At 56.4% G+C, this 20,420-nt stretch carries 21 protein-coding genes; 15 read left to right on the top strand and 6 right to left on the bottom strand.

The genetic code is table 11. From position 1 onward, the window contains the following. Positions 1–87 precede the first annotated feature (87 nt). The 8 genes from L1F30_RS09935 to L1F30_RS09900 all read left to right on the top strand — a co-directional run bounded on the left by L1F30_RS09935 (position 88) and on the right by L1F30_RS09900 (position 5,624). Positions 88–411 carry a nucleotide pyrophosphohydrolase gene (locus L1F30_RS09935; RefSeq protein WP_253355822.1) on the top strand — a complete coding sequence of 108 codons (324 nt, stop codon included), beginning with the start codon at positions 88–90 and terminating at the stop codon, positions 409–411. An 85-nt stretch (positions 412–496) separates the two neighbouring features. Further along, entirely contained in the window at positions 497–1,318 is an 822-nt protein-coding gene (locus tag L1F30_RS09930) for a methyltransferase domain-containing protein (RefSeq protein WP_253355820.1), read from the top strand. 103 nt (positions 1,319–1,421) lie between these two features. After that, positions 1,422–1,949 (top strand): glycine zipper 2TM domain-containing protein, encoded by a 528-nt coding sequence (locus L1F30_RS09925; RefSeq protein ID WP_253355818.1) that lies wholly within the window; start codon positions 1,422–1,424, stop codon positions 1,947–1,949. 9 nt (positions 1,950–1,958) lie between these two features. Then, positions 1,959–2,441, top strand: coding sequence for a hypothetical protein (locus tag L1F30_RS09920; protein ID WP_253355809.1), 483 nt, complete (start codon positions 1,959–1,961; stop codon positions 2,439–2,441). A gap of 33 nt (positions 2,442–2,474) precedes the next feature. Next, positions 2,475–2,738, top strand: a complete 264-nt coding sequence (locus L1F30_RS09915) for a PepSY domain-containing protein (protein WP_253355807.1) — start codon at positions 2,475–2,477, stop codon at positions 2,736–2,738. Further along, entirely contained in the window at positions 2,739–3,437 is a 699-nt protein-coding gene (locus tag L1F30_RS09910) for a response regulator transcription factor (protein ID WP_253355805.1), read from the top strand. After that, positions 3,434–4,819, top strand: coding sequence for an ATP-binding protein (locus L1F30_RS09905; protein WP_253355804.1), 1,386 nt, complete (start codon positions 3,434–3,436; stop codon positions 4,817–4,819). Before L1F30_RS09910 ends, L1F30_RS09905 begins: the two co-directional genes overlap by 4 nt. A gap of 124 nt (positions 4,820–4,943) precedes the next feature. After that, positions 4,944–5,624, top strand: coding sequence for an HAD family phosphatase (locus tag L1F30_RS09900; RefSeq protein ID WP_253355802.1), 681 nt, complete (start codon positions 4,944–4,946; stop codon positions 5,622–5,624). On the opposite strand, the gene L1F30_RS09895 is transcribed toward L1F30_RS09900, so the two are convergent. Then, on the bottom strand, positions 5,621–6,325 hold the full coding sequence (locus L1F30_RS09895) for a hypothetical protein (protein ID WP_253355800.1): 705 nt from the start codon (positions 6,323–6,325) through the stop codon (positions 5,621–5,623). The genes L1F30_RS09900 and L1F30_RS09895 overlap by 4 nt on opposite strands. 63 nt (positions 6,326–6,388) lie before the next feature. Between L1F30_RS09895 and L1F30_RS09890 the strand changes: the two genes are divergently transcribed. Beyond that, the gene (locus L1F30_RS09890; RefSeq protein WP_253355798.1) at positions 6,389–6,787 is read left to right on the top strand and encodes a helix-turn-helix domain-containing protein; all 399 of its coding nucleotides are present in this window, start codon (positions 6,389–6,391) and stop codon (positions 6,785–6,787) included. On the opposite strand, the gene L1F30_RS09885 is transcribed toward L1F30_RS09890, so the two are convergent. The 4 genes from L1F30_RS09885 to hutI all read right to left on the bottom strand — a co-directional run bounded on the left by L1F30_RS09885 (position 6,784) and on the right by hutI (position 12,122). Next, complete coding sequence (locus tag L1F30_RS09885; RefSeq protein ID WP_253355796.1) at positions 6,784–8,283, bottom strand: Ppx/GppA phosphatase family protein; 1,500 nt, start codon at positions 8,281–8,283, stop codon at positions 6,784–6,786. The genes L1F30_RS09890 and L1F30_RS09885 overlap by 4 nt on opposite strands. Then, positions 8,280–9,707 carry a sodium:alanine symporter family protein gene (locus L1F30_RS09880; protein ID WP_253355794.1) on the bottom strand — a complete coding sequence of 476 codons (1,428 nt, stop codon included), beginning with the start codon at positions 9,705–9,707 and terminating at the stop codon, positions 8,280–8,282. Before L1F30_RS09880 ends, L1F30_RS09885 begins: the two co-directional genes overlap by 4 nt. A 226-nt stretch (positions 9,708–9,933) precedes the next feature. Beyond that, entirely contained in the window at positions 9,934–10,926 is a 993-nt protein-coding gene (hutG, locus tag L1F30_RS09875) for a formimidoylglutamase (RefSeq protein ID WP_253355792.1), read from the bottom strand. Then, positions 10,923–12,122, bottom strand: coding sequence for an imidazolonepropionase (gene hutI / locus L1F30_RS09870; protein ID WP_253355791.1), 1,200 nt, complete (start codon positions 12,120–12,122; stop codon positions 10,923–10,925). The genes hutG and hutI overlap by 4 nt, the downstream gene beginning before the upstream one ends. A gap of 96 nt (positions 12,123–12,218) precedes the next feature. Here hutI and hutC point away from each other — a divergent pair, with 96 nt between their 5' ends. The 5 genes from hutC (at position 12,219) to L1F30_RS09845 (ending at position 18,888) form a co-directional block, all read left to right on the top strand. Beyond that, complete coding sequence (gene hutC / locus L1F30_RS09865) at positions 12,219–12,923, top strand: histidine utilization repressor (protein WP_253355789.1); 705 nt, start codon at positions 12,219–12,221, stop codon at positions 12,921–12,923. A gap of 151 nt (positions 12,924–13,074) precedes the next feature. Further along, a complete protein-coding gene (hutU, locus tag L1F30_RS09860) occupies positions 13,075–14,754 on the top strand; it encodes a urocanate hydratase (RefSeq protein ID WP_253355787.1) in 1,680 nt (559 codons plus the stop codon). 144 nt (positions 14,755–14,898) lie between these two features. Beyond that, positions 14,899–16,434 carry a histidine ammonia-lyase gene (hutH, locus tag L1F30_RS09855; protein WP_253355785.1) on the top strand — a complete coding sequence of 512 codons (1,536 nt, stop codon included), beginning with the start codon at positions 14,899–14,901 and terminating at the stop codon, positions 16,432–16,434. Positions 16,435–16,918: 484 nt separating this feature from the next. Continuing rightward, positions 16,919–18,268, top strand: a complete 1,350-nt coding sequence (locus L1F30_RS09850) for a serine hydrolase (protein ID WP_253355783.1) — start codon at positions 16,919–16,921, stop codon at positions 18,266–18,268. A gap of 149 nt (positions 18,269–18,417) precedes the next feature. Then, the gene (locus L1F30_RS09845) at positions 18,418–18,888 is read left to right on the top strand and encodes a Dps family protein (RefSeq protein WP_253355781.1); all 471 of its coding nucleotides are present in this window, start codon (positions 18,418–18,420) and stop codon (positions 18,886–18,888) included. Positions 18,889–19,115: 227 nt separating this feature from the next. Here L1F30_RS09845 and L1F30_RS09840 read toward each other — a convergent pair whose 3' ends face one another. Beyond that, positions 19,116–20,120, bottom strand: coding sequence for a cyanophycinase (locus L1F30_RS09840; RefSeq protein ID WP_253355780.1), 1,005 nt, complete (start codon positions 20,118–20,120; stop codon positions 19,116–19,118). A gap of 13 nt (positions 20,121–20,133) precedes the next feature. Between L1F30_RS09840 and L1F30_RS09835 the strand changes: the two genes are divergently transcribed. Then, positions 20,134–20,316 carry a hypothetical protein gene (locus L1F30_RS09835; protein WP_253355778.1) on the top strand — a complete coding sequence of 61 codons (183 nt, stop codon included), beginning with the start codon at positions 20,134–20,136 and terminating at the stop codon, positions 20,314–20,316. Positions 20,317–20,420 lie beyond the last annotated feature (104 nt).

Here is a 20,420-nt window from a genome sequence, read left to right as displayed (position 1 = left end):
GTAGGGTGTAAGGTGCAGAAGCGCCCGTTTTATAAATAAGGCTGCGTGTAAAACACTGTGTAAAAAACCCCCTGAAAAGGAGCGCTTGTGCTGGATTATCAAAACTATTACCGCGAGTTTACCGCGATTGCCAAGGAAAATAACTGGCAACCTTTGCACAGCCCCCGCAATTTGGCCGCCGCTGTGTTGCAAGAAGCCGCCGAGCTGAATCGGGAATTCCAGTGGCAAAGCGATGCGCAATCGCGCGCACTAGGGCCCGAGGCCAAAGCCCGGGTGGCCGGTGAGCTAGCCGATGTGGCGTTGTACCTGTTCGCCCTGTGTGAAGCGCTGGGGCTGGATTTAGATGCCGCCATTGAAGCCAAGCAAGCCGAGGTGCGTGCGCGCTTAGTCTGTAAGTCGCCCGGCAATTAGCCCTGACAAGCCGCCCGCATCCCGCTACCATCGCGCTTTTTCCCCCGTGCACGCAGCGCCAAAGCCAGTACCCAGGATCTCTCTCATGACCAAGCAAAACCCCGCCGGCAGCAAGCGCCCGCCCATTGGCAACAGCGATCGCAACTTTGACGACCTGGCGCCACGCTTTGCCCGCAACGTTTATGGGGGCCTAAAGGGGCAGTTGCGTCTGGCGGTACTTGAGCGGGATTTTGAAGAATGTATTGCCCCAAAGCTTACAGCCGAACCATTGGAAGTGCTGGATGCCGGGGGCGGGCAAGGGCAATTCAGCCTGCAATTTGCCCGCCGTCACAAGCTTGTGCTGTGCGATATTTCCGAACAAATGTTGGCCTTGGCCAAGGCGGGTGCCGAGCAGCAAGGGGTTAAAGGTGTAGAGTTTTTGCATAAACCCGTGCAGGCCCTGGCAGAAGATGCCGCCCACCGCGGGCGCTACCATCTGGTGCTGTGCCACGCGGTGCTTGAGTGGGTGGCCGATCAACAGGGCTTACTTGCACACCTGAAAACCCTGGTGCGCCCGGGTGGGGTTTTATCGCTTACCTTTTACAACCGCCACGGCTTGATTATGAAAAACCTGCTGCGCGGGGTAGAGCCCACGCTGTTAAAGCCGCAGGAGTTCAGGCCCCACCGCGGCAGCCTCACGCCCACGCGCCCACTGGAGCCTGCCGAGGTTATGGCGTGGCTTTTGGATGCGGGCTGGCAGTGTTTATGCCACTCCGGCATTCGCGTGTTTCACGACTACCAGCTCACCCCCGAAAGCCAGCATATGGCGCCTGAGGCGCTTAAGGCGCTGGAGCTTAAGCTCTCGCGCGAAGAGCCCTACCGGAGCCTTGGGCGCTACCAGCATTTGCTACTGCAACGCCCCGAATAGGTTGTTTGCCATGCCTTAACCGGGTTAAGGCATGGTTCAGCTTCACCTGCGTATTCTGGCTTCAAGGTCGAACAAGGCCTTTGAACCGAACAGGAGAAGCACCATGAACAACCGTCTTTTACTTACTCTGGGGTGTATGTCTGCATTAGCGTTCCAGCCTGCGGTGGCGGGCCCCTACGAGCGCCAAGACTTCGCCAAGGTTGTTTCGGCCACCCCAATCTACGAACAGGTTGCCTACACGCGCCCAAGCCGTGAGTGCTGGGTTGAAACCGTGGCCTACGAGCGTGAACACGGTGGCAAATCGAAATCTGCCACGCCCATGCTGTTAGGTGCGGTGATCGGCGGTGCCATTGGTCACGCTGTGGGTAAAAACGATCGCCGCTCCGGTACGGCCATTGGCGCGGTGCTGGGTGGCAGCATCGGTAACGATATGGGCAAGTCGCGCCGTCATAGCTCTGTTGAATACCGCGATGAAGAGCGTTGTGAAACCCGCCAGGTGCGCGAATACGAAGAGCGCTTGATGGGTTACGACGTAACCTACCGCTACCACGGTGAAACCTATACCACGCGCATGGATCACAAGCCCGGCAAACGATTGCCCGTGGCGGTTTCTGTGACCCCAATTTACTAGGAGGGCAGCATGAAAAACTCAATGAAATGGCTGCTGTGCGCGGGCTTGCTCGCGCTTTCAACCCAGGCCCTGGCCGATCATCGCCGGCACGACAGCTCGGTGAGCATCAGCTTGCATTCGCCCACGTTGGGTGTGCATTACACAGATCGCGACTATCGCAACCATGGCAGCTACAGTCGCTACGGCCATCGCCATGGCCACGGTTGCGGGCACTATTGGGATGGCCGGGTTTGGGCCAAACCGGTGCCATACTATCGCGACTATGGGTATTATGGGCACCAGAAATACCATTGGAAAAACCACTATTGGAAAAAGCACTGGCGCAAGCATCACAAGCGCCACCATCGCCACGGGCACCGCGATGAGCACCGGGGCGACTGGCACGACCGGCGCGGTGATGACCGGCATGATCACAGAGATCGCCGCCGCGACGACCGCCACGATCGCCGGGATCGACGCGACGACCGGGATCACCGTAGACGACACGATTAACCACAAGGGCGCCCGGCGCCCACAGGAGTACATATGCGCCACCTGCCGATGATCATTGCCGCTCTTTTGTGTTTTGCGCCTCTTGCAGGCCAAAGTGCGAGCCCAACCAAGGGCTACCCGCTCTATGCCCAGGCCAGCAACTCGGCAAGTTCTTCTGCAGAGGCCGCACGCATTGCGCAGGCCCGTTACGGTGGCAAGGTATTGAAAGTGAAGCGCGAACAGGATGGCCGGCGCTACAAGGTGCGCTTGTTGTTAGACGACGGCCGCGTGAAAGACGTGGTGGTAAAGGGAGATTAAATGCGACTGCTCATTATTGAAGATGATACCGCCCTGCAATCGCAAATCAGCGCGCTGTTTAATCAGCGCCACTGGAGTGTGGATGTGGCAGGCGATGGCCGCGAGGGCGAATACCTTGGGCGTGAATACGCCTATGATGTGGCTGTTGTGGATCTGGGCTTGCCCGAACTCAGTGGCATGGAGGTGATCAGCCGTTGGCGCAAGTCGGGTATCAGCATACCCATATTAATTCTCACCGCCCGCGATCACTGGCAGCAAAAAGTGGAAGGCCTGGAAGCCGGAGCCGACGACTACCTCACCAAGCCTTTTCACCCGGAAGAACTATTGGCCCGCGTCAATGCCCTGGCGCGCCGCGCTGCCGGCCAAACCTCGTCTGAAATTATTGCCGGGCCCTACACGCTGAATTTGGGTGCTCAAAGCCTCAGCAATAACGGGCAGCCGGTCACGCTCACAAGTTTTGAATACCGGCTCATTGAATACCTGATGTTGCATGCCGGCAAAGTGGTGTCGAAAACGGAATTAACCGAGCACATCTACGCTCAGGATTACGATCGCGACAGCAATGTGATTGAAGTGCTTATGACACGCCTGCGTAAAAAAATGGATCCAAGCGGTGAGCTAAAACCGCTGCGTACCGTGCGCGGGCAAGGCTATCAATTTGTCATGACTGATGCCGCCAGTGCTAAGGCCAATGCATGACCGAAAGTGCGTCGCGCTGGTTTACCCAATCCATCAAGGGGCGGCTGCTGTGCGCAAGCCTGTTGCTGTTACCGCTGTTGGTTGCCCTTACAGGCTTCGGGCTGGATACCGCCTTTAAGCAAAGCCTGCTGGCGGCAGAGCAGGCGCGGCTGCGCTCGCAGGTATACCTGCTGCTGGCGGCGGCCGAAGTGGATGAAGGCGAGCTGGTGCTGCCCAAGGCTTTCACCGAGCCGCTGCTTTCACAGGCCAACAGCGGGCTCTATGGATTTGTACACGCCGATAAAGACAACCACCTGGATAACGAGCGCGAACTTTGGCGTTCGGCCTCGGCCCAATGGCTGGCCACCCAAGAGCTGGGCCTGAATCAATCGCAGCCATTGCGCAATGCCGTCACCGAATTTGGCCGTTGGCAGGGCAGTTATTTTTACCTGCGCTACCGCATTCGCTGGGAATTTGGCGACGACCGGGAGCTGCCCTTGGTGTTCAGTGTTTACCAGACTACCGAGCCCTTTAATCAACAATTGGCATCGTTTCGCACAACCTTGTGGCGTTGGCTGGCGGTAATTGGTGTGGGCAGTTTATTGCTGCAGGGCGCGCTTTTGATGTGGGGTTTACGGCCCTTGAAGGTGCTGACCCAAGCCCTTAGCCAGCTAAATCGCGGTGAGCAGGCCAGAGTGGAAGGGCAGTTCCCCCAGGAGTTGCAGGGCCTTACTGAAAACCTCAATCAATTACTGGCGAGCGAACAAACCGCGCGCGAGCGCTACCGCAATACCCTGGCAGATTTGGCCCACAGCCTGAAAACGCCTCTATCGGTTGCGCGTAACGAGTTGCACACACAAGCGCCAGATCAGCAATTAATTGGCGAGCAGCTGGCGCGCATGCACGATATCATCAATCACCAGCTGCAGCGCGCACGTATGAGCGAAGGTGGTTTCCAGCTGGCGCTGGATGTTCAGCCCATCGTGCAGCGCATTACCCGCTCACTGCAAAAACTTTATCCGGCAGTTACCTTTGTGGTGCCAGACACACCCATGAAGTTGCGCATAGATGAAAAAGACGCCTTCGAAATTTTGGGCAACGTGATAGAAAACGCCTGCAAGTACGGCGCAACAAAAGTGCAGGTGGGTTTGGAAAATCTTACCTACAAAGGCCTGCCTTTTCACAAGCTGGTGATTGCTGATAATGGCCCGGGTGTGGCACCGGATGCCCGTGAGCAGCTAGTGCGCCGGGGCCAGCGGCTGGATGAACAGCGCGCAGGCCAAGGCCTGGGCCTGGCGCTGGTGCAAGATATTCTGGTGGCCTATGGTGGTGAGTTGCAACTGGAGGCCGCGCACTTAGGCGGCCTGGGTGTGGTGTTTTGGCTGCCGGAGAAATCCGCGTAATTCACAGTACTTCAGGCGGGTGCAACATAAATTGACCCAAGGGCGTAGAATGAGTTCAGTGGCATCTCGTGCTCCCTACGCCGCAGTAATAAGTGTGTGTTTTATCAACTAAAGAGTGTGATTCATGGCAAGCCCAACCCCGTTTCCCGCTAACATAAAAGCCATTTTATTTGATCACGATGGCACGCTGGTGGATTCAGAGCGGGTGCATTATGAATTCTGGGCGCAGGTGTTACATGGCCACGGCTGCGAGCTTAGTGCGGAGGATTACATCAACCAGTGCGTGGGTGTATCGGAAATCCGCACAGCAGAAATCTTTAAAGCGCAATTTAATTTAAATGCATCTGTGGTAACGCTGGTGGAGCAAAAGCGCCGCGTGGCAGAGGCGTTTCATCGCGATCAACACTACCCGCTGATGCCAGGTGTGGCCGCAACGCTTGGCCGGCTGGCGGCCACGCCTTTAACCCTTGCGGTGGTTTCCGGCTCGGCGGCCTTTGCCTTAGAGGCAAGCCTTACAGCCCTGGGTTTGCGCGACTTGTTTGCCTGTGTGGCCAGTGGTGAAAATGTACCGCACAACAAACCCGCGCCGGATGTGTATCAACTCGCCATGCAACGCCTGAACCTTGCTCCAGAACAATGCATGGCCATTGAAGATACGGCCTCAGGCTTACAGGCGGCGAAAGCGGCGGGCGTGTTTACCTGCGTGATTCCCAACAGCTACTCCGCGCACCATGATCTTTCACTGGCCGATAACCGCTTTAGCACTATGAGCGATTGGTTGGCCTGGTTTGAAGCGCGGGTTTAGTGGGGCTCGTCTAATTGTTTGATAAGTAAATCTTTGGCCTGGTTGATGCGCGCGGCCAGGTAATCGTTGCCACCGCGATCGGGGTGGAATTTCTGAATGAGTTTGCGGTGCGCTGCAATAATTGTGGCTTTGTCTGCATCGCTACCCACGCCCAAGAGCGCACGCGCTTCTGTTATGCCGAGTGCCTCGTTATCGCCATGTAACGGCGCGCCTTGCCATTGGCCGCCAAAACGCTTGAGCAAATGTAAGCGCAAAAGTTTTGCAGCTTTCGGGTCTGAATGTTCGAAGTCGTTCAGGCATTGCGCTAAGGCCTCTGCATCGAGATTGCCCAGGCTTTGGCCAGCAAACTGGCCCGCTAAAATTTTGCCATCGGTGGCATCGTCGTTTAAGTGCAGGCTGTTTGTTTTTAGCGGGTGGGCCTGGCTTTGGTTTTTAAAAGAGCGCCAGTACTGAGACAACGTCATGGCACGGCTAACCCAGCGCCAAAGGCCGCTAACGAAGGGCACTATGCCCATGATCAATGCGCCCACCCAATTCAATCTGCCCGTTAACAGGGCAACCAGCACCAACAGCAAAAAGCCGCCGGCGAGAATACGCAGTATCCAGGTTTTACGCTCGGGCGCAGGCAACGCGCCCAGGCGCCGGTAAACCCAATAGAGCGCCAGGCCCAGCAGCAGTAACGGCAATAGTCGTAAAATCATAGTGTTGTTGGGTCTCGGGCGGCGTTTGCGTACAATCTGCGCTTTTCACATGAGGCAGATTCCATGAGTGTGCAGGTTATCATGAAGGACGGCCGGCCTGAATGGGCGGTAATCCCCTACGAGCAATACGAAGCGCTGTTGGCCGCCGCCGGTGAGGCCCCAGGGTCAAAAGGTGCTGGGCCCCAAAACGCGGCTGCAACAGCCCCTCACCCTGCGATACAAGGCGCCAGTGCCGCTGCAGCTGCCAGCGGCGCAAAAGTGGGTGGTGGTTCATTTAGCGGGGCAAGCCTTGGGGCATTAATGGCCAGCAGCACCAAAAATGCCGCACAGCTGGCCCGCGATGCCGGCATTTCGCCTGCGTATCTCAATCAGATTGTCAGTGGCGAGCGCGCACCAAGCCCTGCAATCATTCGCGGCTTGGCGCAGGCGTTGGGCGTCAAGCCCGATGAGCTGCTCGCTTAGCGGTAGCTGAATGCGTAGCCCACATCGCTGAGCATTTGGGCTTCGTTGTAGAGGTTGATGGCGGTAAGTGGATGTTCGTTTAGCCAGTTGTCCGGCAGGGTGAGTTGCAAGCCCGGGCAATCGCTTTGTGGTTGCACAACCGGTGCCCGGGGCAGCGGCTCATCTTCGCGCCCGCGGCATAAAATCACCGCCAGCCGCAAGCAGGCCGCCATGTGCAGAAACACGGGCCTGTCTGCGTCTGCAAGTTCATCCAGCAGTTTTTGTTTGATTTCATTGCGCTGCAATCGAACCAGGCTCGCCAGCCAGTGCTGTTCAAAGCGGGCAAAGCCACCCAGATCGTGGTGTTTTAGCAGGTAGTAGCTGTGTTTGTGAAAGCTGCTGTGGCTGATGTGCAAACCAATTTCGTGTAGTTGGCCCGCCCAGCGCATCAAGTGCAGTGGCCGGGTGCCATTGATATCCGGCAGCTTCAGTTGTTTGGCAAGGCACACGGCCATTGCAGCAACCCGCTCACCTTGTGCAGTATCACACTGGTAGATGTCGCCCAGGCGACGCACACTTTCATCGCGGCTGTCGCTGTCGGCGGCGCGCCCGAGTATTTCGTAAATTAAACCTTCTTTTAATGCGGCATCGGCAATGTGCAATTGTTCGAGCTGTAGCTGATCAAAAATGGCCTGGATAATGGCAAGCCCTGCAGGTAATACATCGCGTCGCAATTTGGGCACGCTTGTTTGGGTAACTTCGCCGTCGGCAATGGTCTGTTCAATTACGCGGTGCAGGTTTTCGCGGGTAATCAGGCCGTTGTCTTTGGCGGCCATAAGCTCTGCGGCTGCGCGCATGGTGCCCGAGGAGCCCATGGCCATGTCCCAGCCGTAGCTGCGGTAGGCGTGGGCGATGGGTTCAATGGTGGCGCAGGCACTTAAATAGGCGGCGCGCATGCGCTCGCGGGTAACCGGGCCGAACTTGAAATGTTGTTCGGCCAGCACAACACAGCCCAGGCTCAAGCTTTCAAGAAGCCGTGGGCGTGAACCCTCACCAATAATAAACTCCGTGGAGCCGCCGCCAATATCTATTACCAGGCGGCGCTGGTTGTTGTTTTCAAGGCTCGATACCACGCCCTGGTACACAAGACGCGCTTCTTCATAGCCTGAAATAATGTGAATGGGGTGGCCTAGCGCTGCCTCGGCTTTTTTTAGAAATTTATCGGCGTTGCGCGCCGCCCGCAGGGTTTTGGTGCCGGCGGCGCGGATGTGTTGCGGGTTGATATCGCGCAGGCGCTGGCTAATGCGTTCGAGGACTGCAAGTGCATTGGCCTGTACATCTTTGTTGAGCACGCCACGCGCGTCTAAACCGCGCGCGATTTGCACCATTTCTTTGTATCTATCGACCACTTCCAGCCGGTTGCCCGCTACCTTGGCCACCAGCAAATGAAAGCTGTTTGAGCCCAAATCTACGGCGGCGTAGTAATCGCTTGCGGCGTTGGTTGTGGTTTCACTCAATCTTTTTTGCTCCAAACTCCGGGCTCTGGCTGGCCCTGGAAACTGTGCGTGTCGTTCAATTCAAGCTCGGGTAATTTGCCTGCCGCGCGCTGTTGCAGGTAATCATTAAGCAGTGTCACCACTGTGGGCGTTAGCCAGGCAATGGCAATAATGTTGATTACCGTCATCAGGCCGAGCGCCATATCAGCCATGCTCCACACGGTGGGCAGCGGCGCCATGGTGCCCCACATCACCATCATCAGGTAACCGACGGTGAGCGCCAGCTGGCCGGCTTTGTGGTCGAGCTTGAACACATGCAAATTAGATTCAGCATAGGCGAAGTTGGCCACCACCGAGGTGAACGAGAAAAACACAATGGCAATGGCAATGAAATCCATGCCCCAGCTGCCAACGTGGGTAACCATGGCCTCTTGGGTAATGCGAATACCGCCAAAACCTTCATCGCCCACGCCGCCTGCCAGCAAAATAATAATGGCGGTGCACGAGCAAATTAAAATGGTGTCTACGAATACGCCCAGCATTTGCACAAGCCCCTGTGACACCGGGTGGTTGGGGTAGGGGGCGGCGGCGGCAGCGGCGTGCGGCACGCTACCGGAGCCTGCCTCATTGGAGTAAAGCCCGCGCTTGATGCCGTTAATGGCCGCCCCTAAAAAGCCTCCGGCGGCTTCTTCAAAGCCAAAGGCCGAGCTTACAATCAATTTCAAAATGCCGGGTACGGCCGGTAAATTCATCGCCACAATAAACAGAGCTGTGGCCACATAGGCAAGGCCCATAAAAGGCACGGTAATTTCGGCAAAGCGCGCGATGGCGCGCAGCCCGCCCAGCACAATTATGCCTGCCACAATGGTCATCACCAGGCCGCTGTAGAGCGGGGCAATGCCATAGGCGTTATTTAGCGCATCACCAATGGTATTAGCCTGCACGGCGGAAAAAACAAAGCCGTAGCCAAATAGCAAACACAGAGAAAAGGCGATGGCTAGCCAGCGCTGCTTCAAGCCCATTTGAATGTAGTAAGCCGGGCCGCCACGAAACTCGCCCTTGGCATCTTTCACCTTATAGAACTGGCCCAAGGTCGATTCCACAAAGCCTGTGGCCATACCCAACAGCGCAATTACCCACATCCAGAACACCGCACCCGGCCCGCCCAGGGTAATGGCCACCGCCACACCGGCCAGGTTGCCGGTGCCCACGCGCGCGGCAAGGCTCGTAGCCAGTGCCTGAAAGGGTGAAATACCTTCGGCGTTCGAGCGGCCAGCGCCTCGCATCATGGTGAACATGTGGCCGAACAGGCGAAACTGCACCGCGCCCAGGCGTACGGTAAACCAGAGGCCGGCCAGCACCAGCATGTAAATCAGAATGGAATCCCAGAGCACGCCGTTAATACTGCCGACGGTGGAGGCTAAAAATTGGTTAAAGGTATCCATAGCGGTGAGGTGTCTTATTGATTATGCAGACCCTTGTGAGGCCCGGTTATTGTTGTTGGCCCGCGTGCAGGCAGTGTGTGCCCATAGGGCCGCGCTGTGGCAAGTGTGCTGATTTGAAAGGAAATTGTCCACTCACGCGCAGGTGGTGGGTGAAGAGGCAAGCCCGCAAGTAAACGGGAATCGGGCAATTGCACCCGCGGGCCTTTGCGGCGCCGTGCATTGGCTGCTATTCGGGTTGCACAATGGCTTTTTGGTACTGCCAGATAATCCGTGCGCCGAGGCGCGCAGTTTGGTTGTCGGGATCATACGCCGGGTTCAGCTCTGCGATGTCCAGCAGCCACACGGGCTTATTGTGTGTTTTTGCTTGCCGAAGCAGGTAGCCAAACAGCCACAGCATGCGCGCGGGGCTGACCCCCAGCGCGGCCGGCGCACTTACACCGGGGGCGAAGGCTGCGTTGAATACATCCAGGCATACAGTGAGGTAGAGAGCGTCTACGCGCGCCAAAAATTCATCACAATGGGCGGCAAGCGCGCCCAAAGGCTCGGCTTCTATGTAGGTGTCTTCCAGCCACTGCACCTGCTTTGCACGGGCATAGTCAAATAGCGCATCGGTATTGGCGCTGGGGTTTACCCCGAGTACAAAATAATTAAACGGCTGCCGGTTGGCTTCACACCACTGGGCAATTTGCCGAAACGGTGTGCCGGAGGAGCCTTCTTTTACCGGGTTGCGCAAGTCCAGGTGGGCATCAAAGTTGATGATGCCAAGCCGTTTTTGGCTGTGTTGCAGGCGTGGTATCAAACCTTGAAAGCTCGCCCAGGCCACTTCATGGCCGCCGCCCAGCACCACTGGCCGCGCATCGGCGGCAAGCAGGCTGTGCAATTGTTCGGCCAGCGCTTGCTGTGCGCTTTCTAGCCTGTCGCCGTCGCAGTGCACATCGCCTGCATCAAAGAGCGGGGTATCTGAACAGGCGGCATTGGCAAGGCCTTTGCGCAAAGCCTCTGGGCCTGCGGCCGCGCCGGGGCGGCCCTTGTTGCGTTTTACCCCGGCATCACAGGCAAACCCCAGCAGTGCCAGCCGGTTTGCCATGCAGGGCAGTGGTTGGTGCATATCAAGGCATTGCATTTGCTGGTGCCAACGCAGGGCGGGCGTGGCTTCTTCATCATCAATGCGGCCAGTCCAAAGTAAGGGGTTGGCCGGGCGGTAAAGAGGGTTGCTCATTGCTCGGCTCCTGCCACCCAGCGCCGGGCGGGCTTAACAAGGTTGATGCCGTAACTGAGTTCGGCCGGCGATTGAATGTGCCAAAGCAGCAGGTCGGCATCTTGCCCGGGTGCCAGCGTGCCTTTCTGGCTAAGGCCCAGCGCCCGGGCGGCGTGGGTGGTGGCCCCTAGAAAGCTCTCTTCGGGGGTCAGGCCAAACAACACGCAGGCCTGATTCATAGCCGTTAGCAAAGAGGCCTGTGGCGCGGTGCCCGGGTTGCAGTCGGTGGCCACGGCCATGGGCACGCCCGCCTCTCGCAATGCCTGAATGGGCGGGCGCTGGGTTTCACGCAGAAAATAAAAGGCCGCAGGCAGCAGCACCGCTGTGGTGCCGGCGGTTTTAAGGCGCGCTATGTCGGCCTCTACAAGGTATTCAATATGATCAACAGACAAGCCATCAAACGCCGCCACCAGTGCGCTGCCGTGCAAATTACTGAGCTGCTCCACATGGCCTTTTACCGGCAGGCCCAGGGCTTTGGCGGCGGCAAATACCCGCTCACATTGCGCCGGTGTAAAACCCACGCCTTCGCAAAACACATCTACCGCATCGGCAAGGCCCGCGTGGGCCGCGGCGGGCAGGATGTCTGCCACTATGTGATCGATGTAGGCATCTTTGCAGTGGAACTCTGGCGGCAATGCGTGGGCAGCCAACAAAGTGGTGCAGAGGGTAACGCCATTGGCCTGGGCAAGTTCCCGGGCCAGGCGCAACAGGCGCAGCTCTTGTTCAAGGCTGAGCCCGTAGCCGGATTTTATTTCAATGCTGGTGACGCCTTCGGCCATGAGGGCATCCAGCCGTGTTTGGGCCGCGGCCAGCAGTGCTTCATCACTGGCGGCGCGGGTGGCTGTTACAGTACTTTTAATGCCGCCGCCGCGATTGGCGATTTCGGTGTAGCTCACGCCTTGCTGGCGCCATTCGAATTCGTGTGCCCGGTTGCCGCCAAAAATCAGGTGGGTGTGGCAGTCAATCAGGCCCGGGGTGAGCCATGCGTTTTTGGCATCCAGCAAGAGGGTGGCAGTGGGTGCTTGCGCCTTGGGGCCCAGCCAGTGAATTTTGCCTTTATGCACGGCCAGCGCTGCATCCTCAATGGCGCCGTAGGGCTGGCCGTTTTCGGTGGCGGTGGCGAGGTTGACGTTGGTGATCACCAGATCAACGGTCATGGGGGCTCCCTGGCTAGTTACAGCATTCAGTAGTGTAGGCGTTAGTGTACGCAAACAGCTTGTATATACAAGTATATACAAGTAGGATTTCTACCTATGGAACCCAGATACCTCACCATCAAGCACACACTGCTGGCGCGCATTGAGTCGGGCGTGCTGGCTGCGGGCGCCCGCGTTGCCAGTGAAAATGAACTGGCGGGCGAGTTTGGCGTATCGCGTATGACGGCCCGGCGCGCACTCGATGCGCTGGCAGATGAAGGGGTGCTGATCCGCACCCAGGGCCTGGGCACCTTCGTGGCCGACGAGCGCCCGAGTAGCAATTTGGTTGAAATCCGCAACATTGCCGAAGAAATCCACGCCCGTGGCCATGCTTACGCCTGTGAGGTGTTGGCACTGGCAAGCCAAACAGCCGATGCAAAGTACGCACGCAGGCTGGGGCTTGACGAGGGCGAGGCGGTGTTTTTCTCGCGCTTGCTGCACTTTGAAAACGGCCTGCCCATTCAGCTTGAAGAGCGCTGGGTAAATCCACGGTTTGCGCCTGCCTACGGCGAGCAACAATTTGGTGCCGGGGATTTAACCCCGAGCCGCTATTTAAACCAGGTGGCGCCGTTAACCGAGGCAGATCATCTAATTGAAGCGGTGGCGGCATCGTCTAGTCTGCAACAACAATTGCAATTATCCGACGGTGAGCCCTGTTTGAAAGTGAGCCGGCGTACCTTCGGCCCCGCGGGCATTGTGAGCTACGCACAGCTGTATCACCCCGGTAGCCGATTCCGCCTGGGCGGCCACGTGAATTACTGATTCAGCCGCCCAACGCTTTGCTGCTGTGAAAGTAACGCACTTGTTTAACAGCGCAGTATTCAATAACCCGGTATTCAAAAACCCAGTATTAAAAATAGTTTTCGCGGCCATGTTCGCGCCAGACGAAAGCAGACGCTGAGAGGTAACCCCCATGACAAAGCTAGACCCACGCACAGACGCAAGCCGCATTGTCCGCGCAGCGCGCGGCAATCAACTCACGGCCAAAAGCTGGCTCACTGAAGCGCCGCTGCGCATGTTGATGAACAATCTGGATCCGGAAGTGGCCGAACACCCGCAGGCACTGGTGGTGTACGGCGGTATTGGTCGCGCCGCGCGCAACTGGGCATGTTTCGACAAAATTGTAGAAACCCTTACGCGCCTGGAAGATGACGAAACCTTGCTGATTCAAAGCGGCAAACCCGTGGGTGTGTTCAAAACCCACGCCAATGCACCGCGGGTTTTGTTGGCCAATTCCAACCTAGTACCCCACTGGGCCAATTGGGAGCACTTTAACGAATTGGATAAAAAAGGCCTGATGATGTACGGCCAGATGACTGCAGGTTCCTGGATCTACATTGGCTCGCAGGGCATTGTGCAGGGCACTTACGAAACTTTTGTGAGCGTGGCCAAAAAGCATTTTAACGGCGAGGCCCGCGGCCGGTGGATTTTGACCGGCGGTTTGGGTGGCATGGGCGGCGCGCAACCTCTGGCCGCGACCATGGCGGGCTTTTCAATGTTGGCCGTTGAAGTGGATGAATCGCGTATCGATTTTCGTTTGAAAACCGGCTACGTGGATAAAAAAGCCACGAGCCTAGATGAAGCGCTTGCCATGCTGGGAGCGGCTCGCGCCGAGGGTAAGGCCATTTCCGTAGGGCTGCTCGGCAATGCCGCCGAAGTTTTCCCGCAATTGGTAGAGCGCAATATCACGCCAGACGTGGTGACCGATCAAACCTCCGCACACGATCCGCTAAACGGTTATCTGCCGTTGGGTTGGACAATGGCACAAGCGGCAGCAGAGCGCGCCCGCGATGAAGCACACGTGGTGAAGGCTGCTAAAAAATCCATGGCCGTGCAGGTGGCTGCCATGCTCGCGCTGCAAGCGCGGGGCGCCGCCACCCTTGATTACGGCAACAACATTCGCCAAATGGCGTTGGAAGAGGGCGTGGCAAACGCCTTTGATTTCCCGGGGTTTGTACCCGCCTATATTCGCCCGCTGTTTTGCGAAGGCATTGGCCCGTTCCGCTGGGTGGCCCTGTCGGGTGATCCGGAAGACATCTATAAAACCGATCAGAAAGTGAAAGAGCTGATTCCAGATGACCCGCACCTGCACAACTGGCTGGACATGGCGCGCGAGCGCATTCAGTTTCAGGGTTTGCCTGCGCGCATTTGCTGGGTTGGCCTGAAAGATCGTGCACGCCTGGGGCAGGCCTTTAACGACATGGTGGCCAAGGGTGAGCTGAAAGCGCCGGTTGTAATTGGCCGTGATCATCTCGATAGCGGCTCGGTGGCATCCCCTAACCGTGAAACCGAAGCCATGGCTGATGGCAGCGACGCCGTCTCTGATTGGCCGCTCTTAAACGCATTGCTCAATACCGCAGGCGGCGCCACTTGGGTGAGCCTGCACCACGGGGGTGGCGTTGGCATGGGGTTTAGCCAGCACAGTGGCGTGGTGATTGTGTGCGATGGCACCCAAGCGGCCCACGAGCGTGTAGGCCGTGTACTGCGAAACGACCCGGCCACAGGCGTTATGCGCCACGCCGATGCCGGTTACGACATCGCCATCAACTGCGCCAAAGCGCAGGGCCTGGATTTGCCCATGTTGGAGCAATAAAGCATGACAGCTACAGCGTACAGCCCGCAGCAAATACGACGCCGCCCAGGCGTGCACCGTTGCGCTTTTGCTTTTCCTGTTAACTGTTAGCTCTAAAACTTTTTCGCAAAACATATTCCGCCTACAGAATTTTGAGAAAGAAACATGGATAACTTTGAAATTAACCCCGGTGCCTTAACCTATTCAGACCTTCAGCGCCTGCATGGCCGCGCACACCAGTTGAGCTTGAATCCCGCTTGCATTGAAGGCATTAATGCATCGGCGGCGGTTGTAAAAAAAGTAATAGATGATAACCGTGTGGTGTATGGCATAAACACGGGTTTCGGATTGCTTGCCAATACGCGCATCAAGCCAGAAGAGCTGGAAGAGTTACAGCGCTCAATCGTATTGAGCCACGCAGCCGGTATTGGCAAATTCATGAAGCCTGCAACCGTGCGCCTGTTAATGGTGTTAAAAATAAATGCCCTGGCCCGTGGTTTTTCGGGTATTCGTTTGGAAGTCATTGAAGCCTTGATGACTCTGCTGAACCATGAAATCTACCCCTGTATTCCCTTAAAAGGGTCTGTGGGCGCCTCCGGCGACTTGGCGCCCCTGGCGCACATGAGTGCGATACTCTTGGGCGAAGGTGAGGCGTTTTATAAAAAAGAGCGCATTTCTGCAAAAACTGCGTTGCGGTTAGCGGGCTTGAAGCCTTTGGTATTGGCACCAAAAGAAGGGCTTGCATTATTAAACGGCACGCAAGCGTCTACTGCCCTCGCATTAGAAGGCCTTTTTTACGCAGAAAATGCGCTGGCAGCGGCCACGGTAATTGGCGCCTTGTGTGTTGAAGCGGCCAAGGGTTCGCGCAAGCCCTTTGATGAACGCATTCATCTGGCGCGTGGCCACCAGTCGCAAATCGACATGGCGTTGGCCTACCGCAAGCTGCTGGATCATTCGCAAATTGAACACAGCCACATAGATTGTGAAAAAGTGCAAGATCCATACTCCCTGCGCTGCCAGCCGCAGGTTATGGGTGCCTGCCTGCAGCAAATGCGCAATGCCCGCGACATTATCGTGACCGAAGCCAATGCTGTGTCTGATAACCCCTTGGTATTTGTGGAGGAAGATTTGGCCGCCAGCGATATTATTTCCGGCGGAAATTTTCACGCGGAACCCATTGCCATGGCGGCCGATAACCTGGCGCTGGCCATTGCAGAAATCGGTTCGCTCTCTGAGCGGCGCATGGCATTGTTGATAGACAGCAAGCTCTCTGGCTTGCCGCCATTTTTGGTGAATAACGGCGGGGTAAACTCAGGCTTTATGATCGCCCAGGTAACCTCGGCGGCACTGGCCAGTGAAAACAAATCCATGGCGCACCCGGCCTGCGTTGATTCGCTACCCACCTCGGCCAATCAGGAAGACCATGTGTCTATGGCCACCTTTGCCGCGCGCCGGTTAAAAGACATGTACGAAAACACCGTAGGTATTTTGGCGGTGGAGTGGTTGGCGGTGTGCCAGGGTTTGGACTTTCTTGAGGGTTTATCCACATCCGGCCCGCTGGAGCAAGCCCGTGCGGAACTGCGCACCCATGTGCCGTTTTACGATAAAGATCGCTATTTCGCTCCCGATATCGAGCGCGCTGCCGAGCTCATTGGCCTGGGTGTTTTGAAAGCCTTGGTGGATAAAACCATCAGGCTGTAACAGCGCTCGCCCGGTGTTTAATAAAGCCCGCTTGAGCGCACTGCTGTCCCATAGTTCAAGTCTCCACGGAAGGCAGGCGTTGAAACTACGTATATCGCAGAGTTTCTAAGCGATGTCTGGACATGAAATCTGGGGCGCAGTTTGTGACACGACGTAAATACCCTGCGGGACCGGCCTGCGAGCAAAGCTCTTGGCGTATGGCGGCACGCAAAGCTGCGCTTTGCAAACGTTTGTCATACCCATCTAGCCTCGACACCCGCCCTTCGGGGCCTGCTTGCAAACCTAGTTTGCAAGCGTTTAAGTTCCCGCAAAGCAATGCTTTGCCAGCGGGCGCTTAAACCCATGCGGGTGACGGTTACAAACTCCGCCCCACATTCCATGCCTGTAGATTTGTGGGACAGCAGTGGCTTGTGCGGGCTTTATTGTTTTTGTAATCGGCGGCTGATAGCCTCGCGCCTAGGTTTTCGAGAACGATGGACACACAATGAAGAGCTTTCGTGCAATTGCCTACGGCCTGTTGGCGCTGATTTCTATTGGTGCGGGCAGCGTATATTGGATTGGCACAGACTACCTTACCCAGGCGCCCAAGGTTGCCACCAGCATGGGCGCCAAGCTTGCGTGCTCGGCGCGCTATGTATCCGGTTTTGACCAGGCGCTCGCGCGGCAAGATCTCAGCAGTTATTCCCCCATTCTCGATGAGCTGTCACTTACCTTTGACGATAAAACCAAAAGTGTCTCGGCAGGCTTGCTGGGGTGGCAGAGCCGTGCCCAGTTTCGGGAGGGCTTGGGTTGCGCCATTGAATTTAAAGATCACACCCAGGTTGCAGTGCGCATGCCACTGCTACCCAAGGTGCAGGCACCTTGGCCTGCCGGTAATCAGCTCACAGCCGGTGATGAAAAATTACAAGCCTTGCTGGAAACGCTTGTGGACGAAGACAACGCACAGGGCCTGCAAACCCGTGCGCTACTGCTGGTGCACAAGGGGCAGTTAATTGCCGAAGCCTACGGGCCGGGCGTCACCCCTGAAACACCGTTGTTGGGTTGGTCTATGGCCAAAAGCATGACTGCCATCGCCATTGGCCGGTTGATCAAAGACGGCAAGCTCACCCTTGAGGAGACCCGGTTGTTCCCCGAGTGGGCCAAGGATGAGCGCGCCTCGCTCAGCGTAAAACACCTGCTTACCATGACCGACGGCCTGGGTTTTAACGAAGTATATGAGCCTGGCCAAGACGCCACCAACATGCTGTTTTTACAGCCCAGCAGCGCGGGCTTCGCACTGGAGAAACCATTGCAGCATCCGCCCGGGCAGCACTTTAATTATTCATCAGGCACCAGCAATTTGTTGGCGCTTTTGGTGAAACGCAAACTCGATAATAGCCTGCAGGCCCAGGTTGATTACATGGCCGAAGCGCTGTATCGCCCCATGGGCATGCAACACCTGGTATTTGAAGCAGACACAGGCGGCAGCCTTGTGGGCAGTTCTTATTTGTATGCCAGCGGGCGCGATTGGGCGCGCATGGGGCTTTTGATGCTGAACGAAGGTGAGATTAACGGCGAGCGGCTGCTCGATGCCGACTACGTACGTGCGGCCCGCGAACCCAATGGCTCCCTTAATGAAACCGGTTATGGTTTCCAGTTTTGGCTCAACAATGCCTCAGAGGGTTTACGCTGGCCAGATTTACCTATAGATGCCTACGGGGCTATGGGTAATCGTGCCCAGATGGTGATGATTGTGCCAAGCCAAGAGGCGGTTGTGGTCAGGCTGGGTTGGACAGCCGGCGAATACCCCACAAGCAGGCGTGTCAGCCAAATCCTGCAAGCCGTTAGTCGTTGAAGTTATAGTCTAGGTAAATCAGCAGTATAGATTCTAATTGCTTTTAGCTATTAATTGCCTGTTCTACACTGGCCCCTGTTAAACCTAATCCCTGAGTAATCAGGGTTAAATCTTGCGTTATTAAATTTGCGCGATTAAAGGAGGCAGAGATGACAGGTATCGATATTGGTATTCCCCAGGCAGACCGGTTAGAGATAGCCGAGGGTTTAAAACACCTTTTGGCAGATTCTTACACCCTCTACCTTCAAACACATTTTTTTCACTGGAATGTGACGGGCCTGCAATTTCGCGAATTGCACTTGATGTTTGAAGAGCAATACGCAGAGCTTGCAGTAGCGGTGGATGATATTGCCGAGCGCATTCGCACCTTGGATGTAGTCGCACCCGGCACCTATAAAGCCTTTGCCGAGCTAAGCTCTATTAAAGAGGTGGATGAAGTGCCCACAGCCCATGCCATGGTAGACATACTCACCAAGGGTCATGAGCAAGTGGTGCGCACGGCGCGGCAGGTGCTGAGCAAGGCCCAAGGTGCCGATGACGAATCTACCGCAGCACTGGTGTCTGATCGCATGCGCGTGCATGAAAAAACCGCGTGGATGCTGCGCGCCACTCGCAAGTAATTCACCTTGCAAAAAATTTCGAAATCGAAAGATAGACAAAGAGTGCCGCGAGTTCGAGGCTTATTCCTGCGCTAATTCAAACGCGATTGTGAGCGCGATTTCGAGAAAGAACCGCGAAGGCCTTAAGGGAATCTTGAAAAATCGCCTAGTGGTAGGTGTTCTAAAAGCCCGCACACAATGCAGTCAAGCATTGTGTGCGGTGCCTGTTACCTGGTGAATAGAGTCGCTTAACGAATGCGGAAAGTTCCGCGATCAACATACCAGTATTCATAGCTGCCGCCGCTGGCACTGCTCCAGTTGCTAACGTTGAAGTAGCGGCTGCCCGTGGCGTTGCCGCGCACCACATACACCTTCACGGCCAGGCGGTTGCGGTACCAATCCAGCGAACGGTTGTTGCTGATTTCTTCCGGCGAACCGTTATACCCTTTGGCAAAAAATGCATAGTTGCTGCCGAACACCTGCGCTTTACCGGCGCTGTCGATGCAGGCCGCGGTGGCTTCGTCTACGGCAATGCCTTTGACGTTGTTGTAACTGATGCCCCAGTCTGCAATTGCGCGCGCCATAAAGGTCATGAAGCGCCCCTCGCGGTCTCGCTGGCTGAAATGGGTGTCGGTCACGGTGTTGGCAAGATACTGTGGCTCCCAAAAGCTGTTACGCCTGAGTGTTACCCGGTTGTCGTAAGGGTTATACAGCGCTTCGGAAGAAATAACGCCACCGTTTTGGGCGGTGTAGTCTATCCCGCCCAAAACGTGCATGCCTGCAGAGGTGCCGCCCACAGGTGCCTTTTTGGTGTTCATTACGTAGTTCACAGCAGATTCAATTTTGGTGCCGTCCCAGAGGTCGTAATAGCTCCACTGATCGCCACCGGTGATGAACACCATCTCGGCTTCTTTAATCCATTGTTCAACGGTACTGTTATTGGCATCGGTGCGCGATTCAATAAAAATTGTGCGAACCGAATCCACGCCGCCCAGGTTGTAAATGTAGCTGTTGTAGCTGGTGGTAGAGCCGGAGGTTCGCAGCACCACCACATCGCCGCCGCCCGATCGGCTGTTCAGCCAGCGAAACGCATCGTCTACGTCTGTGCCGCCGCCCATTAAACAGGTGCCGCGCGCCACCGAGCGGCTGACATCGGCACTATTGCCTACGATATTGGTTTGATATGCATGGGTGGCCAGGCTAAGGCTGCTGGCTGCAAGGAGTGTGGTTAATCCACGTGTAAGTGCGTTCATCTGATGGCCCTGTGTGAGCGATCAGGCTGTAGGCTATGCCTTTTGGCATCGCCAAGTATTTTCAGACAACCAAAATACCAACAACCCGAATGTGTTTATGTTTATGTTTGGGTTGCAGAGTTACCGCTTCTGCAGAAGCACCGATTATCTTGCCTGTTTTGTTGAAGCGGCAGGAACGTCAATGGGTGTGGCTTGATGGTGGCGCGGCTTGTGCAAAGGTTCAATTTCAGCGGCGCGTGGATATACGAACCTGTCGTATATCCAACATTACCCTTTGGGGCTGCCGGTAACGGGGTGCAA

Origin of the sequence: Simiduia sp. 21SJ11W-1, assembly GCF_024138675.1 — a bacterium.
In the GTDB taxonomy this organism is placed as follows: Bacteria; Pseudomonadota; Gammaproteobacteria; order Pseudomonadales; family Cellvibrionaceae; genus Simiduia.
Note: the sequence above shows the minus strand (reverse complement) of the source record. Positions and strands in the feature narration are given on the sequence as shown.